Origin of the sequence: Pseudomonas sp. BJa5 (genome assembly GCF_030272875.2) — a bacterium.
In the GTDB taxonomy this organism is placed as follows: Bacteria; Pseudomonadota; Gammaproteobacteria; order Pseudomonadales; family Pseudomonadaceae; genus Aquipseudomonas.
In genome coordinates, this window is record NZ_JALRNG020000010.1 from 64464 (window position 1) to 83632 (window position 19169).

At 66.9% G+C, this 19169-nt stretch carries 7 protein-coding genes; 4 read left to right on the plus strand and 3 right to left on the minus strand.

Features of this window, described 5'->3' with window-relative positions; translation table 11 throughout:
• Positions 1 to 48 precede the first annotated feature (48 nt).
• Positions 49 to 1365 carry an ATP-binding protein gene (locus tag M2D63_RS08160; protein ID WP_285862346.1) on the minus strand — a complete coding sequence of 439 codons (1317 nt, stop codon included), beginning with the start codon at positions 1363 to 1365 and terminating at the stop codon, positions 49 to 51.
• Positions 1362 to 2045, minus strand: coding sequence for a response regulator transcription factor (locus M2D63_RS08165; protein ID WP_285862347.1), 684 nt, complete (start codon positions 2043 to 2045; stop codon positions 1362 to 1364). Before M2D63_RS08165 ends, M2D63_RS08160 begins: the two co-directional genes overlap by 4 nt.
• Before the next feature lie 172 nt (positions 2046 to 2217).
• Between M2D63_RS08165 and dsbD the strand changes: the two genes are divergently transcribed.
• From dsbD to M2D63_RS08185, 4 genes are all read left to right on the plus strand, one after another.
• Positions 2218 to 3921: a protein-disulfide reductase DsbD gene (gene dsbD, locus M2D63_RS08170; protein WP_285862348.1), complete on the plus strand. Its 1704-nt coding sequence runs from the start codon at positions 2218 to 2220 to the stop codon at positions 3919 to 3921.
• Positions 3921 to 4778: a TlpA disulfide reductase family protein gene (locus M2D63_RS08175; RefSeq protein ID WP_285862349.1), complete on the plus strand. Its 858-nt coding sequence runs from the start codon at positions 3921 to 3923 to the stop codon at positions 4776 to 4778. The genes dsbD and M2D63_RS08175 overlap by 1 nt, the downstream gene beginning before the upstream one ends.
• Positions 4763 to 5527 (plus strand): thiol:disulfide interchange protein DsbG, encoded by a 765-nt coding sequence (dsbG, locus tag M2D63_RS08180; protein WP_285862350.1) that lies wholly within the window; start codon positions 4763 to 4765, stop codon positions 5525 to 5527. Before M2D63_RS08175 ends, dsbG begins: the two co-directional genes overlap by 16 nt.
• 67 nt (positions 5528 to 5594) lie before the next feature.
• Positions 5595 to 6074, plus strand: coding sequence for a YkgB family protein (locus M2D63_RS08185; protein ID WP_285862351.1), 480 nt, complete (start codon positions 5595 to 5597; stop codon positions 6072 to 6074).
• Here the strand turns inward: M2D63_RS08185 and M2D63_RS08190 are convergent.
• A complete protein-coding gene (locus tag M2D63_RS08190; protein WP_285862352.1) occupies positions 6069 to 19010 on the minus strand; it encodes a non-ribosomal peptide synthetase in 12942 nt (4313 codons plus the stop codon). The two genes, M2D63_RS08185 and M2D63_RS08190, sit on opposite strands and share 6 nt — an antisense overlap.
• Positions 19011 to 19169: the final 159 nt, after the last annotated feature.

A 19169-nucleotide genomic window follows, 5' to 3' on the forward strand; every position in this document is an offset into this window, starting at 1 on the left:
CTGTCGAGCGTGGGATTTTTCCGAGATACCCTCAGATCCTGCTTAAACCTATTGCATACGCAACGGCACCTGCAACAGCACCCGCAGGCCATCACTGCGACTGTCGAAGCGCAACGATCCGGCGCAACGCTGGACGATGGCCTGGACAATGGCCAGCCCCAGGCCGCAGCTGCCACTCTGGCCATTGCGCCAGAATCGCTCGGTCAGGTGCTCCAGGTCCTGCTCGGCAATGCCCGGGCCATGGTCGCGCACGGTAAAGGCCACCCGCCCTTCGTCCATGCGCACGGCCAGTTCCACCGGCTCGCTGCCGCGGGTATGGCGCAGGGCATTGTCCAGCAGGTTGCGCAACGCCGTGACCGCCAGCGGTGTCGGCATGCCCAGGTAGACCTGGGCGGTACCTGGCGCCAATTGCAGGTCGATGCGCTGGCCGACGCCGGTGTCCTGGATGGCCTGGCGCGCCACCTGTTCGGCGCTGCATTGCACGCCATCCTCGAACGACAGGCTGCCTTCGACCCGCGCCAGCAGCAGCAACTGCTCAAGGGTCCGGTGCATGCGATCGGCGCCCTGCTCGGCGTGTTCCAGGGCCTGCTCGCGGGCGGCGCCCTCGGTCATTCGCGCCACCTGCAGGTGGGTCTTGATGGCGGTCAGCGGCGTGCGCAGTTCATGGGCAGCGTCGTCGGTCAGCCGGCGCTCGCGCTCGATGGTCTGGGCGATGCGCTGGAACAGCTGGTTCTGGGTGTCCTGCAAGGGTTGCAGTTCGCTGGGCAGGCCACGCACCTGCAAGGGTTCGAGGGCGTCGGGGCTGCGCCTGCGCAAGGCATCGCGCATGCGGTTGAGCGGCGCCAGCCCTTTGCCGATCCCCAGCCACAGCAGCCCGAGGCTGCCGAGCAAGGCCACCAGCACCGGGGCCGAGGCCGCCAGCAGGATCGAGCGGTTCAGTGCCTCGCGTTCCTGGTGGCGGTCGGCCGTGGTGATGCGAAAGTCGCCGCGGTAATAGGTGAAGGTGCGCCAGCGCGCGCCGTCGATGGTCTGGTCACGAAAGCCGCTGCGATCGTCATCCAGCGCGTGGTCCTTGGTGTGGTTGCGGGCAATGATCTCGCCACGCAGCGAACTGACCTGGCAGGCCATGCCATCCGGCACGCTGAGTTGGTCGGCGCTCAGTTTCGCGCCCTCGCCCTTGGCCACCAGCGGCTGCGGCATCTGGTCGATCAGGCCGGCCACCATCCGCGCCGAGGCCACCAGGCGCTGGTCCAGGGAAAACATCATCTGGTGGCGCAGGTCGCGCAGCATCCAGGCCGCCGCCAGGGCCCAGATCAGCACGAAGGCGGCGCCCAGGATCAGGGTCAGGCGTACACGCAGGCTCATGGTTGCTCCGCTTCGGGCAGTTGCGCAGGCCCCAGGCGGTAACCCAGGCCGCGCACGGTTTCGACAATGCCGTTGCCCAGCTTGCGGCGCAGGTGATGGATATGCACGTTCAGGGCGTTGCTCTCGACTTCGTCGCCAAAGCCGTAGACGCTGTCCTTGAGCTGTTCGCTGGACAGTACCCGGCCACGGTTGTGCAGCAGGGCCTGCAACAGCGCCTGCTCGCGCCGCGACAGGTCGACCGGCACCCCGCCCAGGCAGGTTTCACGGCTGCTGGGGTCATAGCTGAGCGGGCCGTGCTCGATGATATTCACCGCCCGCCCTGCAGAGCGGCGCAGCAGGGTGTGCAGGCGCGCCGCCAGTTCGCGCAGGTCGAAGGGCTTGAGCAGGTAGTCGTCGGCACCGGCCTGCAGGCCGTCGACCCGGTCGGTGACCGCATCGCGCGCGGTGAGCACCAGTACCGGCAGGCTTTCGCCCTGCTGGCGCAGGCGCTGCAACAGCTTGAGGCCGTCTTCGTCGGGCAGGCCGAGGTCCAGCACCATGACGTCGAAGGCCGCTGCCTGGAGCATGGCCTGGGCCGCGCCGGCCGTGGCGACCCGGTCGACGGTCATGCCCTGGGCGCTGAGCCCGGCGGCAATGCCGCTGGCAATCAGGTCGTCATCCTCGCAGAGCAGTACGTGCATGGTGGGTCTCGCTACTTAAAGTGGCAGTGAAGCGCAGGCGGATTAAGCCAGGATTATGCCGTGCCGCCGGCGGATCGTCGCGGTTGGCGCGACAATCGACCGGTGCGGGTTAACACTCGGTTAATCGTGCTCGGCCAGCATCGACCGCTCATCGCACTGCCAAGGCTTGAAGATGCGCGTTCTACTGTTTGCCCTCATGTTCCTGTTCAGCGGCCTGAGCCAGGCCAACCCCTTTGCCCAGAGCGACTTCCTGCCGGTGGACAAGGCCTTCGTGTTCAGCAGCGAACGGCTGCCCAGCGGTGAGATGCGCCTGCACTGGAAAATCACCGAAGGCCATTACCTGTACCAGAAGCGCCTGAAGTTCGACGGCCTGCCCGCCGAGCAACAGCCCGCCCTGCCCGCGGCCTTGCCCCACCAGGACGAGTTCTTCGGCGAAACCCTGGTCTACCGCGGCGAGCTGCAACTGATAATCCCCGCCAGCGCCACCGGCCAACTGCGCATGGGCTGGCAAGGTTGTGCCGATGCCGGCCTGTGCTATCCACCGCAGACCAGCCTGGTCGAGCTGGGCGGCACGCCTGTCGCCGAACAGGCCGGCGACCAGGCCCTGGCCGGCGGCCTGCAGCAGTCGGGCCTGGCCTGGAGCCTGCTGGCCTTCCTCGGCCTGGGCGTGCTGCTGGCCTTCACCCCATGCTCGCTGCCGATGCTGCCGATCCTGGCCGGGCTGGTCCTGGGCAATGGCGCCAGCGCCCGCCGCGGCTGGGCCCTGGCCTGTGTCTATGTGCTGAGCATGGCCCTGGTGTACGCCGCCCTCGGCGTAGTCGCCGCCCTGCTCGGCGCCAGCCTGCAGGCCTGGCTGCAACAGCCATGGCTGCTCGGCACCCTGGCAGCCTTGTTCGTGCTGCTGGCCTTGCCGATGTTCGGCGTCTTCGAGCTGCAACTGCCGGCCTGGCTGCGAGATCGCCTGGAACGCGCCGGGCACGGCACCCGTGGCGGCAACCTGTATGGTGCAGCACTGCTCGGCGCCTTGTCGGGGCTGCTGATGGGCCCGTGCATGACTGCTCCGCTGGCAGGCGCCCTGCTGTACATCGCCCAGAGCGGCAACGCGGTGCATGGCGCCCTGGTGCTGTTCAGCCTGGGCCTGGGCATGGGCCTGCCGCTGCTGTTGCTGGTCACCCTGGGCAACCGCTACCTGCCGCGCCCCGGCGCCTGGATGAACCTGGTCAAGGGCCTGTTCGGCTTCGTGTTCCTGGGCATGGCCCTGTACACCCTGCGCACCGTGCTGGAGCCTTCGCTCTGGCTGGGGCTGGCCGGTGCCTTGCTGATCGCCCTGGCCTGGGCGGCCTGGCCGGTGCTGCATGGCCTGCGCCCGATCCGCGCCCTGCCGCTGCTGGCGGGCTTCTGGGGCAGCCTGCTGGTAATCGGCGCCGCGGCCGGTGGCAGTGACCTCTGGCAGCCGTTGCAACCCTTTCGCGGCGGTGGCGTAGCCGTGGCCAGCAGTGCTCACAGCGATGCATTCATTACCGTCAGCCAGCCGGCCGACCTGCAACGAGAACTGGACACCGCCAAAGCCCAGGGCCAATGGGTAATGCTGGACTACTATGCCGATTGGTGTGTGTCGTGCAAGGTCATGGAGAAACAGGTGTTCGCCCGCGCCGACGTGCTGGCGGCGCTCGACGGAGTTCGCTTGCTGCGCCTGGACGTCACCGCCGATGCCCCCTCCAGCCGCGAGCTGCTGCAACGCTATCAGGTACCGGGACCACCGAGCCTGATCTGGATCGGGCCCGAAGGCAACGAACGCCGCGCCCAACGGATCACGGGTGAAATCGATGCCGCCAACTTCCTCGAACATTGGGCCCGGACCCGGAGTCAAGGCTGATGCTGACGGTGAACCTCGGGCCGCTGACCATGGCCTTCAACCATTTGCTGCTGCTCTGCGCCCTGGCCCTGGCCAGCCTGGTGGGCTGGCGGGTGGCGCGGCGCGGGGGCGACAATCCCGAGTCGGTGTTGTTCTACCTGTTCCTGCTGGGCCTGCTCGGTGCCCGGCTGGGCTTCGTGCTCAGCTACTGGCCGCTGTACCGCGCCGACCCGTTGCAGATCGTCGACCTGCGCGACGGCGGCTTCCTGCTCTGGCCGGGGCTGGCGGTGGTGGCGCTCGGCGCGCTCTGGCAAGGCTGGCGGCGCCCCACCCTGCGCCGCCCGCTGGGCTGGGGCTTGTTCAGTGGCGCCGTGCTCTGGCTGCTCGGCAGCCTGGCCAGCCACCTGTATGAAACCGGCACGCAACTGCCCGAGGTAAGCCTGCGCAAGGCCGACGGCCAGGCCGTGCAATTGACCGAATACCGTGGCCGCCCGCTGGTCATCAACCTCTGGGCGACCTGGTGCCCGCCGTGCCGGCGCGAAATGCCGGTGCTGCAACAGGCCCAGCACGAGCATCCGGACATCACCTTCCTGTTCGTCAACCAGGGCGAAACCCCGCAGACCGTCAGCACTTTTCTCGCCACCACCGGCCTCAACCTGTCCCATGTGCTGTTCGACAGCGGTGGCCAACTGGCGCAGAAAGTCGGCTCCATGGCCCTGCCCACCACCCTGTTCTACAACGCCGAGGGCCGCCTGGTCGGCAGCCACCTGGGCGAACTGTCACGGGCGAGCCTGAGCCACGCCCTGGAATCTTTCGAGCGCTCAGCCGCGCCCGCCGTCACCGCCACTTCAAGGACCGACACATGCACGCTTTGCTGAAACTGCCCCTGACCCTTACCTTCGGCCTGCTGGCCAGCCAGGCCGTGCTGGCCGAAGAACTGCCCAAGGCCGTGCAGCAGATGGAAGCCAAGGGCGTGAAGATCAAGGGCAGCTTCGATGCTCCCAACGGCTTGCGCGGCTACGCGGCCGAATACCAGAGCCGTGGCATGGCCCTGTACCTGACGCCCGACGGCAAGCATGTGCTGGTCGGCAGCCTGTTCGATGAGCAGGGCAAGGACCTGAGCGAGGCGCCCCTGGAGAAGCTGGTCTATGCCCCCATGGCCAAGGAAATCTGGGCGAAGATGGAAAAGACCGCCTGGATCGCCGACGGCAAGGCCGATGCGCCACGCATCGTCTACCTGTTCAGCGACCCCAACTGCCAGTACTGCAGCATGTTCTGGCAACAGGCACGCCCCTGGGTCGAGTCGGGCAAGGTCCAGTTGCGCCACATCATGGTCGGCATCATCCGTGAAGACAGCCCGGGCAAGTCGGCGGCGCTGCTGGCCAGCAACGACCCGGCGCAGGCCTTGCTGCAACACGAAAAGGCCGGCAAGGCCAGCAAGCTCAAGGCCCTGGATAACATCCCCGCTGCCGTGCAGGCCAAGCTCGACGCCAACCTGGCACTGATGGAAGAAATGGGCCTGGCAGCCACCCCGGCGATCTTCTACCTGGATGAGCAACAACAGCTGCAGTCCCAGCAAGGTGCCCCCCGTCCGGAACTGCTTGGCAAGATCCTCGGCAAACGTTGATCCGGTGCTGTAACACCAGCCCCCTGACGGCGTCTGGAGAGTACCCCTAACCGCAGAGGAACTCTCCATGACCCGGCCTGCCTACCTCACGGCTTTTGTCCGCTCATCCCTGGACATCCACTTGCTACGCATCAGCCTGATCCTGATCTTCCTCGGTTTCGGCTACGCCAAGTGGTTCACCTATGAGGCCCTGGCGCTGATCCCCCTGATCGAGCACAGCCCGCTGTTGTCCTGGCTGCATCCGGCCTTTGGCGTACAGGGCGCAAGCTATGCCCTGGGCGTGGCCGAATGGACCATTGCCGCCGCGCTGCTGGTCGGCATCTGGCGGCCACGCTGGGCAGTGGCCGGAGCGCTTGGCTCGGTGCTCACCTACCTGACCACCCTGAGCCTGATCCTGACCACCCCCGGCGGCTGGGAAAACAGCGCCGGCGGCTTTCCGGCCATGGGCGGTGCGACCTCCTTCCTGTTCAAGGATGCCACCTTGCTCGCCGCCTCGGTCGCCTTGCTCAAGCACGACCTGCTGCGTGTCGCCCCCAACACCCTATAGGTCTTCGAGCTCGGCCATCAGGTCGCTGAGCCGATCGACCTTGTCGTCGCTCAGCGCCCCGGCCTTGAGGCCCTCCACATAGTTGGCCAGTTCCTCAACGGTGCTGCACTCGAACATCGCCCGCAGCGGCACGTTCAATTGCAGCGCCTTCTGCACCCGCGAGGCGATCTGGGTCGCCAGCAAGGAGTGCCCGCCCAGCTCGAAGAAGTTGTCGCGCACCCCGACCCGCCCGGCCTTGAGCACCTCGGCCCAGATGGTCGCCAGGGTCTGCTCCAGCGCGTTGCGTGGCGCCAGGTAGTCCTGGGTGTGCAACGCGCCGATGTCGATGGCCGGCAAGGCCTTGCGATCGAGCTTGCCGTTGGCATTGAGCGGCAGTTGCCTGAGCCAGGCCCAGTGCAGCGGCACCATGTATTCCGGCAGCTCGGCGCGCAGGCGTTGCTTGATCCTGTCCAGCAGCATCGCCCTGTCTGCTGTTGCATCAGCGGCCACCAGGTAGCCGACCAGGTGCTTGCCGTTGGCGCCCTCCTGAACCCCTACGGCGCCGTCGCGCACCTCGACCTGCTCGTGCAGGCGCGCCTCGATTTCACCCAGTTCGATCCGGTAGCCACGGATCTTTACCTGGTGGTCGATGCGTCCGACATATTCGAGCACGCCATCGGCACGACGCCGGGCCAGGTCGCCGGTACGGTACAAACGTTCGCCCGGCCCGCCGAACGGATGCGGGATGAATGCCTGGGCCGTGCGCAGCGGGTCACTCACATAGCCGCGCCCGACACCGGTGCCCGCCACACAGAGCTCACCCACGGCGCCCAGCGGCACCAGTTCCTGGTCGTCGCCCAGCAGGTACAGGCGATTGTTGTCGGTCGGCGTGCCGATGGGCAGGTAGCTGCCGCGGGTCGAGGCCGCATCGACGCGGAAGAACGCCACATCATCAGAGCATTCGGCCGGACCATAGGCATTGACCAGGCCAATGTGCGGATAGCGCTTGAGCCACTGCGCGGCCAGTTCCGGCGGCATCGCCTCGCCGGTCGGCAGCATCCAGCGCAGGCCGTCAAGTTGCTGGTGCTCGCTGGCCAGCATGCCCTGGATCAGCGAGGGCACGCTTTCCAGCACGGTGATGCCGCAGGCCTGGACATGTTCGAGCAAGCCCTGCGGATCATGGGCCACGGCGTTGGGCACGATGACCACCTGGGCGCCGAACAGCGGCGCGGCGAGGAACTGCCAGACCGAGATATCGAAACTCTGCGAGGCGGTCTGGGCAATCACGTCCCGTACATCGAGCTGCAGGTACGGCACCTTGCTCAACTGGTTGTTGAGCATGCCGCGCTGCTCGACCATCACCCCCTTGGGCAGGCCGGTGGAGCCGGAGGTGTAGATCACGTAGGCGAGGTTGTCCGGCGCGCTGTAGATACCCGGGTTGCTGTCGGCCAGGCCGGCGTCCTGCACCTGCTCCCAGACCAGCAGTTTCGGCCGGCCCGCGCAGGACAATTCGTCCAGCAAGGCCCGCCCCTGCTCGGCGCAGGCCGCACTGCAGACCAGCACCGGCGTGCGACTGAGCTCGACGATGCGCTGCAACCGTGCAACCGGCAGCCCCGGGTCCAGCGGCAGGTAGCCGGCGCCGGCCTTGAAGCTGCCGACGATCATGCCCAGCAACGGCAGGTCGCGTTCGGCCAGCAGCGCTACCGGCTGGTCGACCCCTACCCCGGCAGCCACCAGGGCATGGCCCAGGCGGTTGGCCTGACAGTTGAGTTCGACGTAGCTGATCGTGTGTTCCAGGCAGCGCGCCACGGTGCGTTGCGGATGAGCGGCGACCTGCGCTTCGAACTGTGCGACATAGCTCTGCTCCAGGTTGTAGGCCCGCTCACTGCGATTGCAATCCTCAAGCAGGAAGCGACGCTCCTCGTCACCCAGTAACGGCAGCTCGCTCATGTCGCCGAGCAAGCCATCGGCCAGGGCCAGCAGCAGGCGCTTGAACTCGGCCAGCAAGCGCTCCACGGTCGGGGTATCGAAGTAGCGCTGGTCGAACGACAGGTGCAGGCCCAGGTCATCGCCCGGGTAGCAGACCGCGGTCAACGGGAAGTTGGTGTGGGTGCGTCCGGAATCGGAACTGGCATTGAGGTGCTGGGCACGGTCGAGTACCGCCACTTCCACCGGCGCGTTCTCGAACACGAACAAGCTGTCGAACAACGGCTGGCCCTTGGGCAGCTCGCTGCATTCCTGGATGCTCACCAGCGGCAGGTACTCGTACTCGCGCAGCTCCATGTTGCGCTCAAGCAAACCCTTGAGCCATTGCCGCACGCTGCAACGCTCACCGGCTGCCGGCAGTTTCACCCGCAGGGCGATACTGTTGATGAACAACCCGACGGTGCGCTGCATCTGCGGCATGCTTACCGGGCGACCGGCCACGGTGACGCCGAACAACACGTCGCGCTCACCGCTGAAGCGGCTCAACACCAGGGCCCAGGCCGCCTGGGCGAAGGTATTGACGGTCAACTGATGGGCCTGGGCCAGTTCGCGCAGGCGGGCACCGTCGGCTGCACCGAGGCGGGTGTAGCAGTCACCGACGATCATCCCGGCGTTTTCGCCGCCATGGTCGCGCAGCAATGGCCGGTCGCTGGGCACCGCCGTGCTGCGCTCAAAACCTTGCAGGTTGTCACGCCACCACTGGCGCGCTGCGTCCAGGTCCTGGTGCTGCAGCCAGCCGATGTAGTCGCGATAACGTGGCGGCACCGGCAACTGCGCCTCACGGCCCTCACCCATGGCCATGTACAGCTCGAAGAAATCGTTCATCAACAGCGAGCGGCACCAGGCATCGATGAGGATGTGGTGGTTGCTCATCATGAACCAGTAGCGATCGGCGCCCACACGGATCAGGCGCAGGTGGAAAGGCGCCTGCTGCAACAGGTCGAAGCCGGCCTCGCGCTCGCGCTTGTGCAGGGCCTGCAGGCGCGCTTCCTGTTCGTCCTCGGCCATGTCGGCCCAGTCCTGGTAGTCCAGCGGCGTATGGCCCGGTTTGTGGATGATCTGCAGCATGGCTTCGCCTGCGTTCCAGCTGAACGAGGCGCGCAGTGCTTCATGACGGGCGACCACGGCCTGCCAGGCCTGGGCGAAGCGCTGCGGGTCCAGGGCGCTGTTGATCCGGTAGCGGTCCTGCATGTAGTAGATGCCGGTGCCGGGTTCGAGCAGAGTGTGCAGCAACAGGCCTTCCTGCATCGGCGTCAGCGGATAGACATCCTCGATCTGCGCCATGGGCACCGGCAAGGCGTCGATCTGCTCCTGGCTCAGGTGCGCCAGGGGGAAGTCCGACGGCGTGAAGCTGCCATTGCCCGGGGCCAGGCAATGCTCGATCAGGCTGAGCAGTTCGGCCTTGTAAGCCTGGGCCAGTTGCTCGATGGTGCGCAGGTCGTAGCGTTCCCGGCTGAAGGTCCAGCGCAACTGCAGCTCGCCGGCGTAGACCTGACCATCGACACTCAGCCAGTTGGGCAACGGCGCATCCAGGTCATGGGCGCTGCCGGCCGGCTCATCCACCGGCTGGAACAGGGCATCGGCCCGGAACTGCTGGTCGAACTGGCCCAGGTAGTTGAAGGTGATCCGCGCCTGGGGCAAGGCGGCCATGGCTTCGCGCACCGGGGTATCGGCCAGGTAGCGCAGCACGCCGTAGCCCAGGCCCTTGTGCGGCACCTGGCGCAATTGCTCCTTGATCGCCTTGATCGAGTCGCCCGCCCCGGCCGCCGGGCTCAAGCTCAGCGGATAGGCGCTGGTGAACCAGCCGACGCTGCGGGTCAGGTCCATGTCGTCGAAGAGGTTTTCCCGGCCATGGCCTTCCAGTTGCACCAGCACCGAACTGTCACCGCTCCAGCGACACAGCACGCGTGCCAGGGCAGTCAGCAACAGGTCGTTGACCTGGGTGTGGTAGGCCGCCGGCGCCGCCTTGAGCAGTTGCCGGGTGTGTTCGGCGTCCAGGCTGATGCTCAGGGTATGGGCCTGCCGGTGCAGATTCGCCCCTTGCGGATGGTCGCAGGGTAGCTCGCGGTGTGCGCGGTTCAGCTGGCGCTGCCACCAATGTTGTTCGTCGCGCAGCGAATCGCTGCCGGCATAGACGGCCAGGCGCGCGGCCCAGTCGCTCATGGCACGGGTCCTGGCGCCCAGGGCCTGGCCACGGTAGAGCGCCTGCAGGTCTTCGAGCAGGACCCGCCAGGAGACCCCGTCGACCACCAGGTGATGGATCGCCAGCAACAGGTGCTGCTGCCCTTCGCTGTCCTCGACCAGCAAGGCCCGCAGCATAGGGCCTTCCTCAAGGTCGAGGCTACGCTGGACATCGCTGTACAAGGCCTGGCAATCGGCAAGGTTGCCGACCGAAGCCTGCCAGAGCAGCTCGCGTTGCTGCCCCTGGACGTAGTCGCCCTGCCACTGCCCCTGCGGCGCGGTAAAGCGCAGGCGCAAGGCATCATGGTGTTCGACCAGTTGCCGCAGGGCCTGCTCCAGCGCCTTGGGCGCCAGCGGTTGCGCGGGCGCCAGCAGTACCGCCTGGTTCCAGTGCTGGGGCTGGGGTACTTCGCTGTCGAAGAACCAGTGCTGGATCGGCGTCAGCGCCGCCCGGCCGGTCATCGGCCCCTGCTCGACAGCGCGCTCGTCGCTGCAGCGCACCACCCCGGCCAGGGTCTGGATGGTCTGGTGCTGGAACAGGTCGCGCGGGGTGAAATGCAGCCCGGCCTGACGGGCACGGCTGACCACCTGGATCGACAGGATCGAATCGCCGCCCAGTTCGAAGAAGTTGTCCTGCACACCGACCCGCTGCACATTCAGCACATCGCGCCAGAGGTCCGCCAGTTGCTGCTCAAGCGCGCTGCGCGGCGCCTCGAAGTGCTCGCGGCCTTGTTCAAGATCTGGCACTGGCAGCGCCCGACGGTCGAGCTTGCCATTGCCGGTCAACGGCATCTGTTCAAGCAGCAGCAGATGTGCCGGCACCATGTAATCCGGCAAGTGCAGGCGCAGCCCGGCCTTGAGGGCTTCGCGCAATGCCGATTGCTCGGCGGCCCCGGCGCCAGCTTGCTCGCAGACCAGATAGGCCGCCAGTTGCTTGCCGCCGGGCATGTCCAGGGCCAGCACCACCGCCTCGCGCACCGCCGGGTGTTCCAGCAGGCGCGCCTCGATCTCGCCCAGCTCGATACGGAAGCCACGAATTTTCACCTGATGGTCGATCCGGCCGACGTACTCGACCAGGCCATCGGCGCGCTGGCGCACCAGGTCGCCGGTGCGGTACAGGCGCCCGCCCGTGGCGCTGAACGGATCGGCGACGAAACGCTCGGCACTCAGCCCGGGGCGCTCATGGTACCCCTGGGCCAGGCCGGCACCGCCGACATACAACTCGCCAATGCCGCCCTGGGGCAACAAGGCCATATCGGTATCGAGGATATAGGCCACCCGGGCACCGACCACACTGCCGATCGGCACACTGCCGGCACCGGCGTCCAGTTGCTCGGGCGCAAGGCAGGCCAACGGCATCACCACGGTTTCGGTCGGCCCGTAGGCATTGAAGAACTGCTGTGGCGCGAACGCCTGGCGAATCCGCTGCAGGTGCTCGCCGGTCAACGCCTCGCCCCCGGTGATGCACAGGCGCACCGGCAGCGTCTCGTCACGGCTGGCCAGCCATTGCGCCAACTGGCCGCCATAGCTCGGGGTAAAGCCGAGGATCGAGACCTGCTGCTGGCGAATCAACTCGCAGATCTCTTCGGCGCCCCATTGCCCCTGTGCCCGCAACACTACCCGCGCACCGCACAGCAGCGGCACCAGCAGGCGCTCGGTGGCGGCATCGAAGTTGATCGAATAGAAGTGCAGTTCGCAGTCGTCACTGCGCATGCCGAAGCGCTCGATCACCGCCTGGCAATGCATGGCGATCTCGCCGCGGCTGACCACCACGCCCTTGGGCTTGCCGGTGGAACCGGAGGTATAGATCAGGTAGGCCTGGTGACCCGCCAGGCTCAGCGACGGCAGCGGCCCATCATCGACCTGGGCCAGTGCGGGAGCTTCGTCTTCCAGGCACCAGGGCTCGACGCCGTCAGGTAGTTCGCCCAAGGCCTCGAACAGGCTGCGCTGGCCGAGCAACAGGCGGATGCCGCTGTCCTCGATCATGTAGTGCAGGCGTTCCAGCGGGTATTCCGGGTCCAGCGGCACATAGGCGCCACCGGCCTTGAGGATCGCCAACAGGCCGATCACCATCTCCAATGAACGTTCCAGCGCCAGGCCGACACGTACCTGCGGGCCGACACCACGCTCACGCAGCACACGGGCCAACTGGTTGGCGCGGGCGTCCAGCTCGGCGTAGCTCAGGTGCTGCCCGGCGAAGGTCAGGGCCAGGGCCTGGGGCTCACGTGCCGCCTGCGCACTGAACAGGCCTTCAATGGTGTGCTCCAGGCTCGCCTCGCCACCGCCTTCGAGAGTCGCGCGTTGCTGTTCCCCGGCGCTCAACATCGGCAACTCGCAGAGGCGCTGCTGGGGGTTGTCGAGCATGGCCGCCAACAGGTTTTGCCAATGCTCGGCCATCATGGCAATGCGCGGCTCGTCGAACAGGTCGCGGCTGTAGGTCAGGCAGCAGCCCAGGCGACGGTCCAGGTCGGTGACTTCCAGGTTGAGGTCGAACTTGGTCGCCCGGGCGTCGTTGACCAGGTAGTCCACCTGCATGCCGGCCAGTTGCCGGCTCTGCTGGAACGCCCAGCGCTGGACGTTGCACATTACCTGGAACAGCGGGTTGTAGGCGGTGCTGCGCGCAGGCTGCAGGGCCTCCACCAGTTGATCGAACGGCAGGTCCTGGTGCGACTGGCCCTCGATCACGGTCTGGCGCACCTGGTCGATCAGCTCGCCCACGCGCATCTGCCCGTCGAGCTGGCAGCGCAGCACCTGGGTATTGAGGAAGGCCCCGATCAGCCCTTCGCTTTCCGGGCGGATACGGTTGGCCACCGGCGCACCGATGCGCAGGTCCTGCTGGCCGCTGTAGCGGTAGAGCAGCACGGCCAGCGTGGCGGTCATGGTCATGAACAGGGTCAGGCCGCGCTCGGCGTTAAAGGCCTGCACGCGTTCCGCCAGTTGCGGGTTCAGGTCGAAGCGATAGAGCTCGCCGCGATGGCTCTGCACCGCTGGACGCGGACGATCGGCCGGCAGCTCCAGCAGCGGATGCTCATCACCCAGTTTGGTCTTCCAGTAGTCCAACTGCCGCACGCCCTCCCCGTCCTCCAGCCAGTGACGCTGCCAGACGCTGTAGTCCAGGTACTGCACCGGCAACGGCGGCAGCGGCGATTCGCGCTCATCGACAAAGGCTTCATACAGCTCGCCCAGCTCGCGGGCGAAGATGTCCATGGCCCAGCCTTCGGTGACGATGTGGTGCAGGGTCAGGACAAAGTAGTGCTCGCGCTCGCCGGCCTTGACCAGGCAGGCACGCAGCAGCGGGCCGCGCTCCAGGTCGAAGGGCTGGTGCGCCTGGGCATCGGCGAAGGCCTGCAGGCGCTGCGCGCGCAGCTCGGCGCTGTCGGCGGAAAAGTCCTGCCAGTCCATCTGCACCGGGCTGTCGCCACCCACGCACTGATAAGGCACGCCATCGATGCTCGGGAAGGTGGTGCGCAAGGTTTCATGGCGCACGATCAGGGCCTGCAGGGCCTGTTCGAAACGGCTGACATCCAGCACGCCACGCAACCGCGCCATGCCGCCGACGTTGTAGGCCGGGCTGTCCGGCTCCATCTGCCAGAGGAACCACATGCGCTGCTGGGAGTACGACAAAGGCACCGCCTGGCGACGATCGATGCGGGCGATCTCGCCTTGCAGGTTGTGCGCGCCGCTGTGCTGGAGGCGCTCGACCTCGGCACAGAACGCGCCGAGCTCACTGGCCTCGAACAACACCCGCAACGGCAGCTCGACATCGCAGGCCTGGCGGGTGCGGGAAATGATCTGGGTGGCCAGCAACGAGTGTCCGCCCAGGGCGAAGAAGTCGTCCTGCAGGCCGATCTGCTGCAGGCCCAGCACCTCGCGCCAGATGGTAGCGATCGACTGTTGCAAGGCAGTGCCCGGCTCGATGTGTTCGCGGGTGCTCCACAGCGGTTCCGGCAGTGCCTTGCGGTCGATTTTGCCGCTCGGTCCCAGGGGCATCTGCGCCACCTGCATCAGCAGCGCCGGGACCATGTAGGCAGGCAATTGCTCGCCCAGTGCGGCCATAAGGCCGGCGCTGTTTTCCACGCCGCTGTAGTAGCCGACCAACTGGGCACCGGCGGCGGTCTGGCGAATCAGCACCACGGCCTGATCGACACCGGCTTGTGCCAGCAGGCACGCCTCGACTTCTTCCGGCTCGACACGAAAGCCACGCAGTTTCACTTGCTGATCCAGACGCCCCAGGTACTCCAGTGCCGCCAGGGAGGCGACCCAGCGCGCCCGGTCGCCACTGCGGTAGAGACGCAGGCCATCGCCGTCGGGCTGCGGCACGAAACGCTCGGCGGTCAGCCCGGCGCGGCCCAGGTAACCCCGCGCCAGCCCTGCCCCGCCCAGGTACAGTTCACCGGGAACACCCGGCGCACTCGGTTGCAGTTCGTCGTCCAGCACCCGGCACAGCACGTTGGCCAGCGGCCGGCCGATCGGCGAGCGCGTGCCGTCGGTCCCGGCACAGTGCCAGTGGGTGACGTTGATGGCGGTTTCGGTCGGCCCGTAGCGGTTGTGCAGCGCGACCTGCGGCAGCACTTGCAGCACTCGGTCGCGCAGTGCAGCCGACAGCGCCTCGCCACCGGAAAACAGCCGGCGCAGGCTGCTGCAGCTCGCGGCCAGCGGTTCCTGGATAAACACCTGCAACAGCGCCGGCACGAAATGCAAGGTGGTCACCCCATGCTCGCGCACCAGCGTGGCGATGCGTTGCGGGTCACGGTGCTCGCCGGGACCGGCCAGCACCAGGCGGCACCCGGTGACCAGCGGCCAGAAGCACTCCCACACTGATACGTCGAAACTGATCGGCGCCTTCTGCATCAGCACATCGTGCTCGTCCAGCGCGTACTGCGCCTGCATCCAGTGCAGGCGCTCGGCCAGGGCCGCATGGGTGTTGCCCACGCCCTTGGGTTGGCCGGTGGAACCGGAGGTGTAGATCACATAGGCCAGGTTGTCGCCGTGCAGGTGCAGGCCCGGTGGCTGGCACGGCCAGCTGTCGAGCTTGAGCCGGTCCATGGCGATGGCACTGACGCCCGCCACCTGCGGCAAGCGTTCCAGCACCTCACTGTGACTGAGCAGCAGGCTGGCGCCACAGTCGGCGAGCATGTAGGCCAGGCGCTCGGCCGGGTAGTCGACGTCCAGCGGCACATAGGCGCCGCCGGCCTTGAGAATCGCCAGCACGCCGATGAGCAACTGCGGCGAACGTTCGGCGGCGATGGCCACGCAGACGTCCGGGCCAACACCCTTGTCGCGCAGGTAATGGGCCAGGCGGTTGGCCTGCTGGTGCAGGCTGGCGTAGTCGAGGCTGCCGCCGTCCCAGACCAGGGCGGTGCGTTGCGGGGTCAGGCGGGCCTGTTCATTGAGCTGTTCTACCAGCCACTGGCGAGGCTGCGGCGCTGGCGCCTGGCCCCACTGCTGTAGCTGGATGCGAGCTTGGGCATCGAGCAGTTGCACGTCGCCAATGGCCAGGGACGGTGTCGCACAGACCTGCTCCAGCAGGCCAAGCAGTTGCCCGCCCAGGCGCTGCACGCTGGCGGCGTCGAACAACGCGCTGGCGTAGTCGAAGGACAGGGTCAGGCGGCCCTGATGATCCTCCTCACTGTGCAATTGCAGGTCGAACTTGGCCTCGCGGCTGTGCCACGGCAACTCTTCGGCGAGCAGACCGGGCAAGCGTCGCAGTGCACCGAGGTCGCGCTGCTGATGATTGAACATGACCTGGAACAGGCCCTGCTCGCGAGCGTCGGGGAAAGCGGCAAGCAGTTGTTCGAACGGCAGGTCCTGGTGGGCCTGGGCCTCCAGCGTCGTCTGCCGGACCCGGGCCAACAGATCGTTGAACGACGAGCGTGAATCCAGCTGTGCGCGCAGCACCTGGGTATTGATGAAGAAGCCCACCAGCCCCTGGGTTTCCAACCGTGGACGGTTGGCATTGGGCACCCCGACACGAATGTCGGACTGGCCGGTGTAACGGTGTAACAGGCTCTGGAAACCGGCCAGCAGCACCATGAACAGCGTGCTGTCATGCTCGCGGGCGGTGTGGCGCAGCGCTTCGCCCAGGCTTGTCGGTACCCGCAGGCTCAGCCGTGCGGCGGCCTGGTGGTGCTGGCCCGAGCGGGGATGATCGGTGGCCAGGTCGAGCACAGGATGTTCGTCGCCCAGTTGCGCTTTCCAGTAGCTCAGTTGCCGCGTGGCTTCACCTTCGGCCAGCCACTGGCGCTGCCAGACACCATGGTCGGCATAGCCCGGGCCCAGTGCCGGCAACTCCACCAGCTGGCCCTGGCAGCGCGCTGCATACAGGCGCGAGAACTCGTCGATCAGGATGTTCATCGACCAGCCGTCGGCGATGATGTGGTGCAGGGTCACCCACAGTTGATGGTCCTCGTCATCGAGACGCACCAGGGTCACCCGCAGCAGGGGGCCGGCCTGTAGATCGAACGGCTGCTGCGCGTCTTCATCGCGCCGGGCCCGCACTTCATCGCTGTCGACAGCGCTCAGATCCAGGTGGCGGAGCTGGAACGGCGCTGCCGGCAGGATGCGCTGCAGGGCCTGGCCATCGGCTTCGGTAAACACCGTGCGCAGGGATTCATGACGCTCGACCAGGGCCTGAAAACTGCCTTGCAGGGCCACCGGGTCCAGCTCGCCGCGCAGGCGCAACGCGCCGGGAATATTGTAGGCGGCGCTGTGCGGCTCCAGTTGCCAGGTCAGCCACAAACGGTTCTGCGCCAACGACTGGGGCAAGGCCTGGGCACGGTCGAGCCGGCCGATTGTGGTGCGGGCGCAACCATCGCACTGCTGCACTGCCGCCACCGCGGCGCAGAAGTCCGCCAGGGTCGGCGACTCGAACAGCAGGCGCAGTTCCAGCTGCAGGCCCAGTTCATCATTGAGTCGGGCGGTGAGCTGGGTGGCGGCGATGGAGTTGCCGCCCAGCAGGAAGAAGTGATCGTCGCTGGCGACCTGCTCCAGCCCCAACTGTTCACACCACAGGCGGGCAATCCGGCTGTGCAGGGCATCGCCCGTTACCACTGCGCTGGTCGCCGCGGATGGCTGTGCATCCGGGAAACGCGCATAGCAATCCAGGCTGCCATCGCTCATGCGCAGACGGCAGGCCGAGCGTTGCAGCTTGCCGCTGGAGGTCTTGGGCAATGCGCCAGGGTTGAGCAACAGCACCACCGCCGGGGCCTGCTGGCAGGCGTCGGCGACGACCTGGCGCAGGGTCTTGATCAGGCTTTCAGGCGGTACGGCCTTCTGCACGTTGCGGCTGATCTCCACGGCAACGCCGATCCCCTCCTCGCCCTGGTCGTCGACGGCGAACACTGCGACCCGACCCTTGCGCAACACCTCGACTTCGCGCTCCAGGGTCTTTTCCAGATCCTGCGGGTAGAGGTTGTGACCGCGCACAATCAGCAGGTCCTTGAGGCGACCGGTGACGAACAGTTCACCCTCGCGCAAAAAGCCCAGGTCGCCGGTACGCAACCAGGTGTGGCCACCCTGCTCGACGAAGGTCCGCGCCGAGGCTTCGGGGTTGCGCCAATAGCCCTTGGCGATGCTCGGCCCCCGTGCCCAGATTTCGCCAATCTGGTTGTCGGCCAGCACACTCAGGCTTTGCGGATCGACAATCTGCACGCCATGCCCGGGCTGGCTGCGACCGCAACTCATCTGTACCGAATCGGTGCCGGCCTGCGCGCTGTTGCGCGCCAGGGCCTGGGCATCGAGCGTCAAGGCGCCGATACCCTGGCCACGCGCGCCGCCACTGACGAAGAGGGTTGCTTCTGCCAGGCCGTAGCTGGCGAAGAAGCTCTGCTCTGCAAAACCGCAGACGGCAAATTTCTGCGCAAACGCCTGCAGGCTGTCCTGGCGGATCGGCTCGGAACCGGAATAGGCCACGCGCCAGCGGCTCAGGTCGAGGCTGGCCAGGGCGGCACTGCTGACCCGCTCGCTGCACAATCGATAGGCGAAGTCCGGGCCACCGCTGATGGTGCCGCCATGGTCGCTGATCGCCTGCAGCCAGCGTTGCGGCCGGGCGAGGAAATACGCCGGCGCCATCAACACACAGGGCACGCCGCTGAAGATCGGTTGCAGCAGACCGCCGATCAGGCCCATGTCGTGGTACAGCGGCAACCAACTGACGATCACGTCGTCCGGGTTCAGGTCGATGCCGAAGCCATGACGGATCAACACCTCGTTGGCCACCAGGTTGCCGTGGCTGACCTGCACGCCCTTGGGCAAGGCCGTGGAGCCTGAGGTGTATTGCAGGAAGGCGATGTCATCGGGCTGCAATTCGGGCGCCTGCCAGTGGCCGGACAGTTCGGCGTCCAACCGATCGACCGCCAGCAACTGCGGCGCCGCCTCCCCGGCCAGTACCTCCAGAGCCTGGAGGCTGTCGTGCAGGGCGCTGGTGGTGAGCAGCAGGCGCGGCTCGGCGTCGTCGATGATCGACAGCAAGCGTTCCTGGTGATGACGGCGCGACGACTCCGGTGGATAGGCCGGTACAGCGATGACCCCGGCGTACAGGCAACCGAAGAACGCCGCGACGTAATCAGGGCCACTGGGGAACAACAGGATGGCACGATCGCCGAAGCTGGTACGCGCCTGCAGCGCGGCTGCGATGGTGCGCGCGCGCAGGTCCAGGTCCTGGTAGGTCAGCACGGCTTCCTCCCGCGGGTCGTCGGCCAGAAAGCGCAAGGCAACCCGCTCCGGGGTTTGCGCAGCACGTTGTGCCAGTGCCTGGACCAGCGTGACCGGGAGTTCGAAGGCGTCCGTCATGGGAAGGTTCCTGCCAGAGTCTGTACGTGAAATCAGGGCCCGACCGTCGCGCCTGCCACGGGTGCGGCAAGGTGGTGCGCGTCGGGCGCCGGGGGATGTACACAGAGGAACGGATGGCCAGGGCAAATAATTAGGTGGATGCCTGCCGGGGGCAGTAGG

Bases quoted from the DNA above. Each gene is read 5' to 3' on its own strand.
- M2D63_RS08160 (WP_285862346.1), bottom strand. From the start codon at position 1,365: ATGAGCCTGCGTGTACGCCTGACCCTGATCCTGGGCGCCGCCTTCGTG.
- M2D63_RS08165 (WP_285862347.1), bottom strand. From the start codon at position 2,045: ATGCACGTACTGCTCTGCGAGGATGACGACCTGATTGCCAGCGGCATT.
- dsbD (WP_285862348.1), top strand. From the start codon at position 2,218: ATGCGCGTTCTACTGTTTGCCCTCATGTTCCTGTTCAGCGGCCTGAGC.
- M2D63_RS08175 (WP_285862349.1), top strand. From the start codon at position 3,921: ATGCTGACGGTGAACCTCGGGCCGCTGACCATGGCCTTCAACCATTTG.
- dsbG (WP_285862350.1), top strand. From the start codon at position 4,763: ATGCACGCTTTGCTGAAACTGCCCCTGACCCTTACCTTCGGCCTGCTG.
- M2D63_RS08185 (WP_285862351.1), top strand. From the start codon at position 5,595: ATGACCCGGCCTGCCTACCTCACGGCTTTTGTCCGCTCATCCCTGGAC.
- M2D63_RS08190 (WP_285862352.1), bottom strand. From the start codon at position 19,010: ATGACGGACGCCTTCGAACTCCCGGTCACGCTGGTCCAGGCACTGGCA.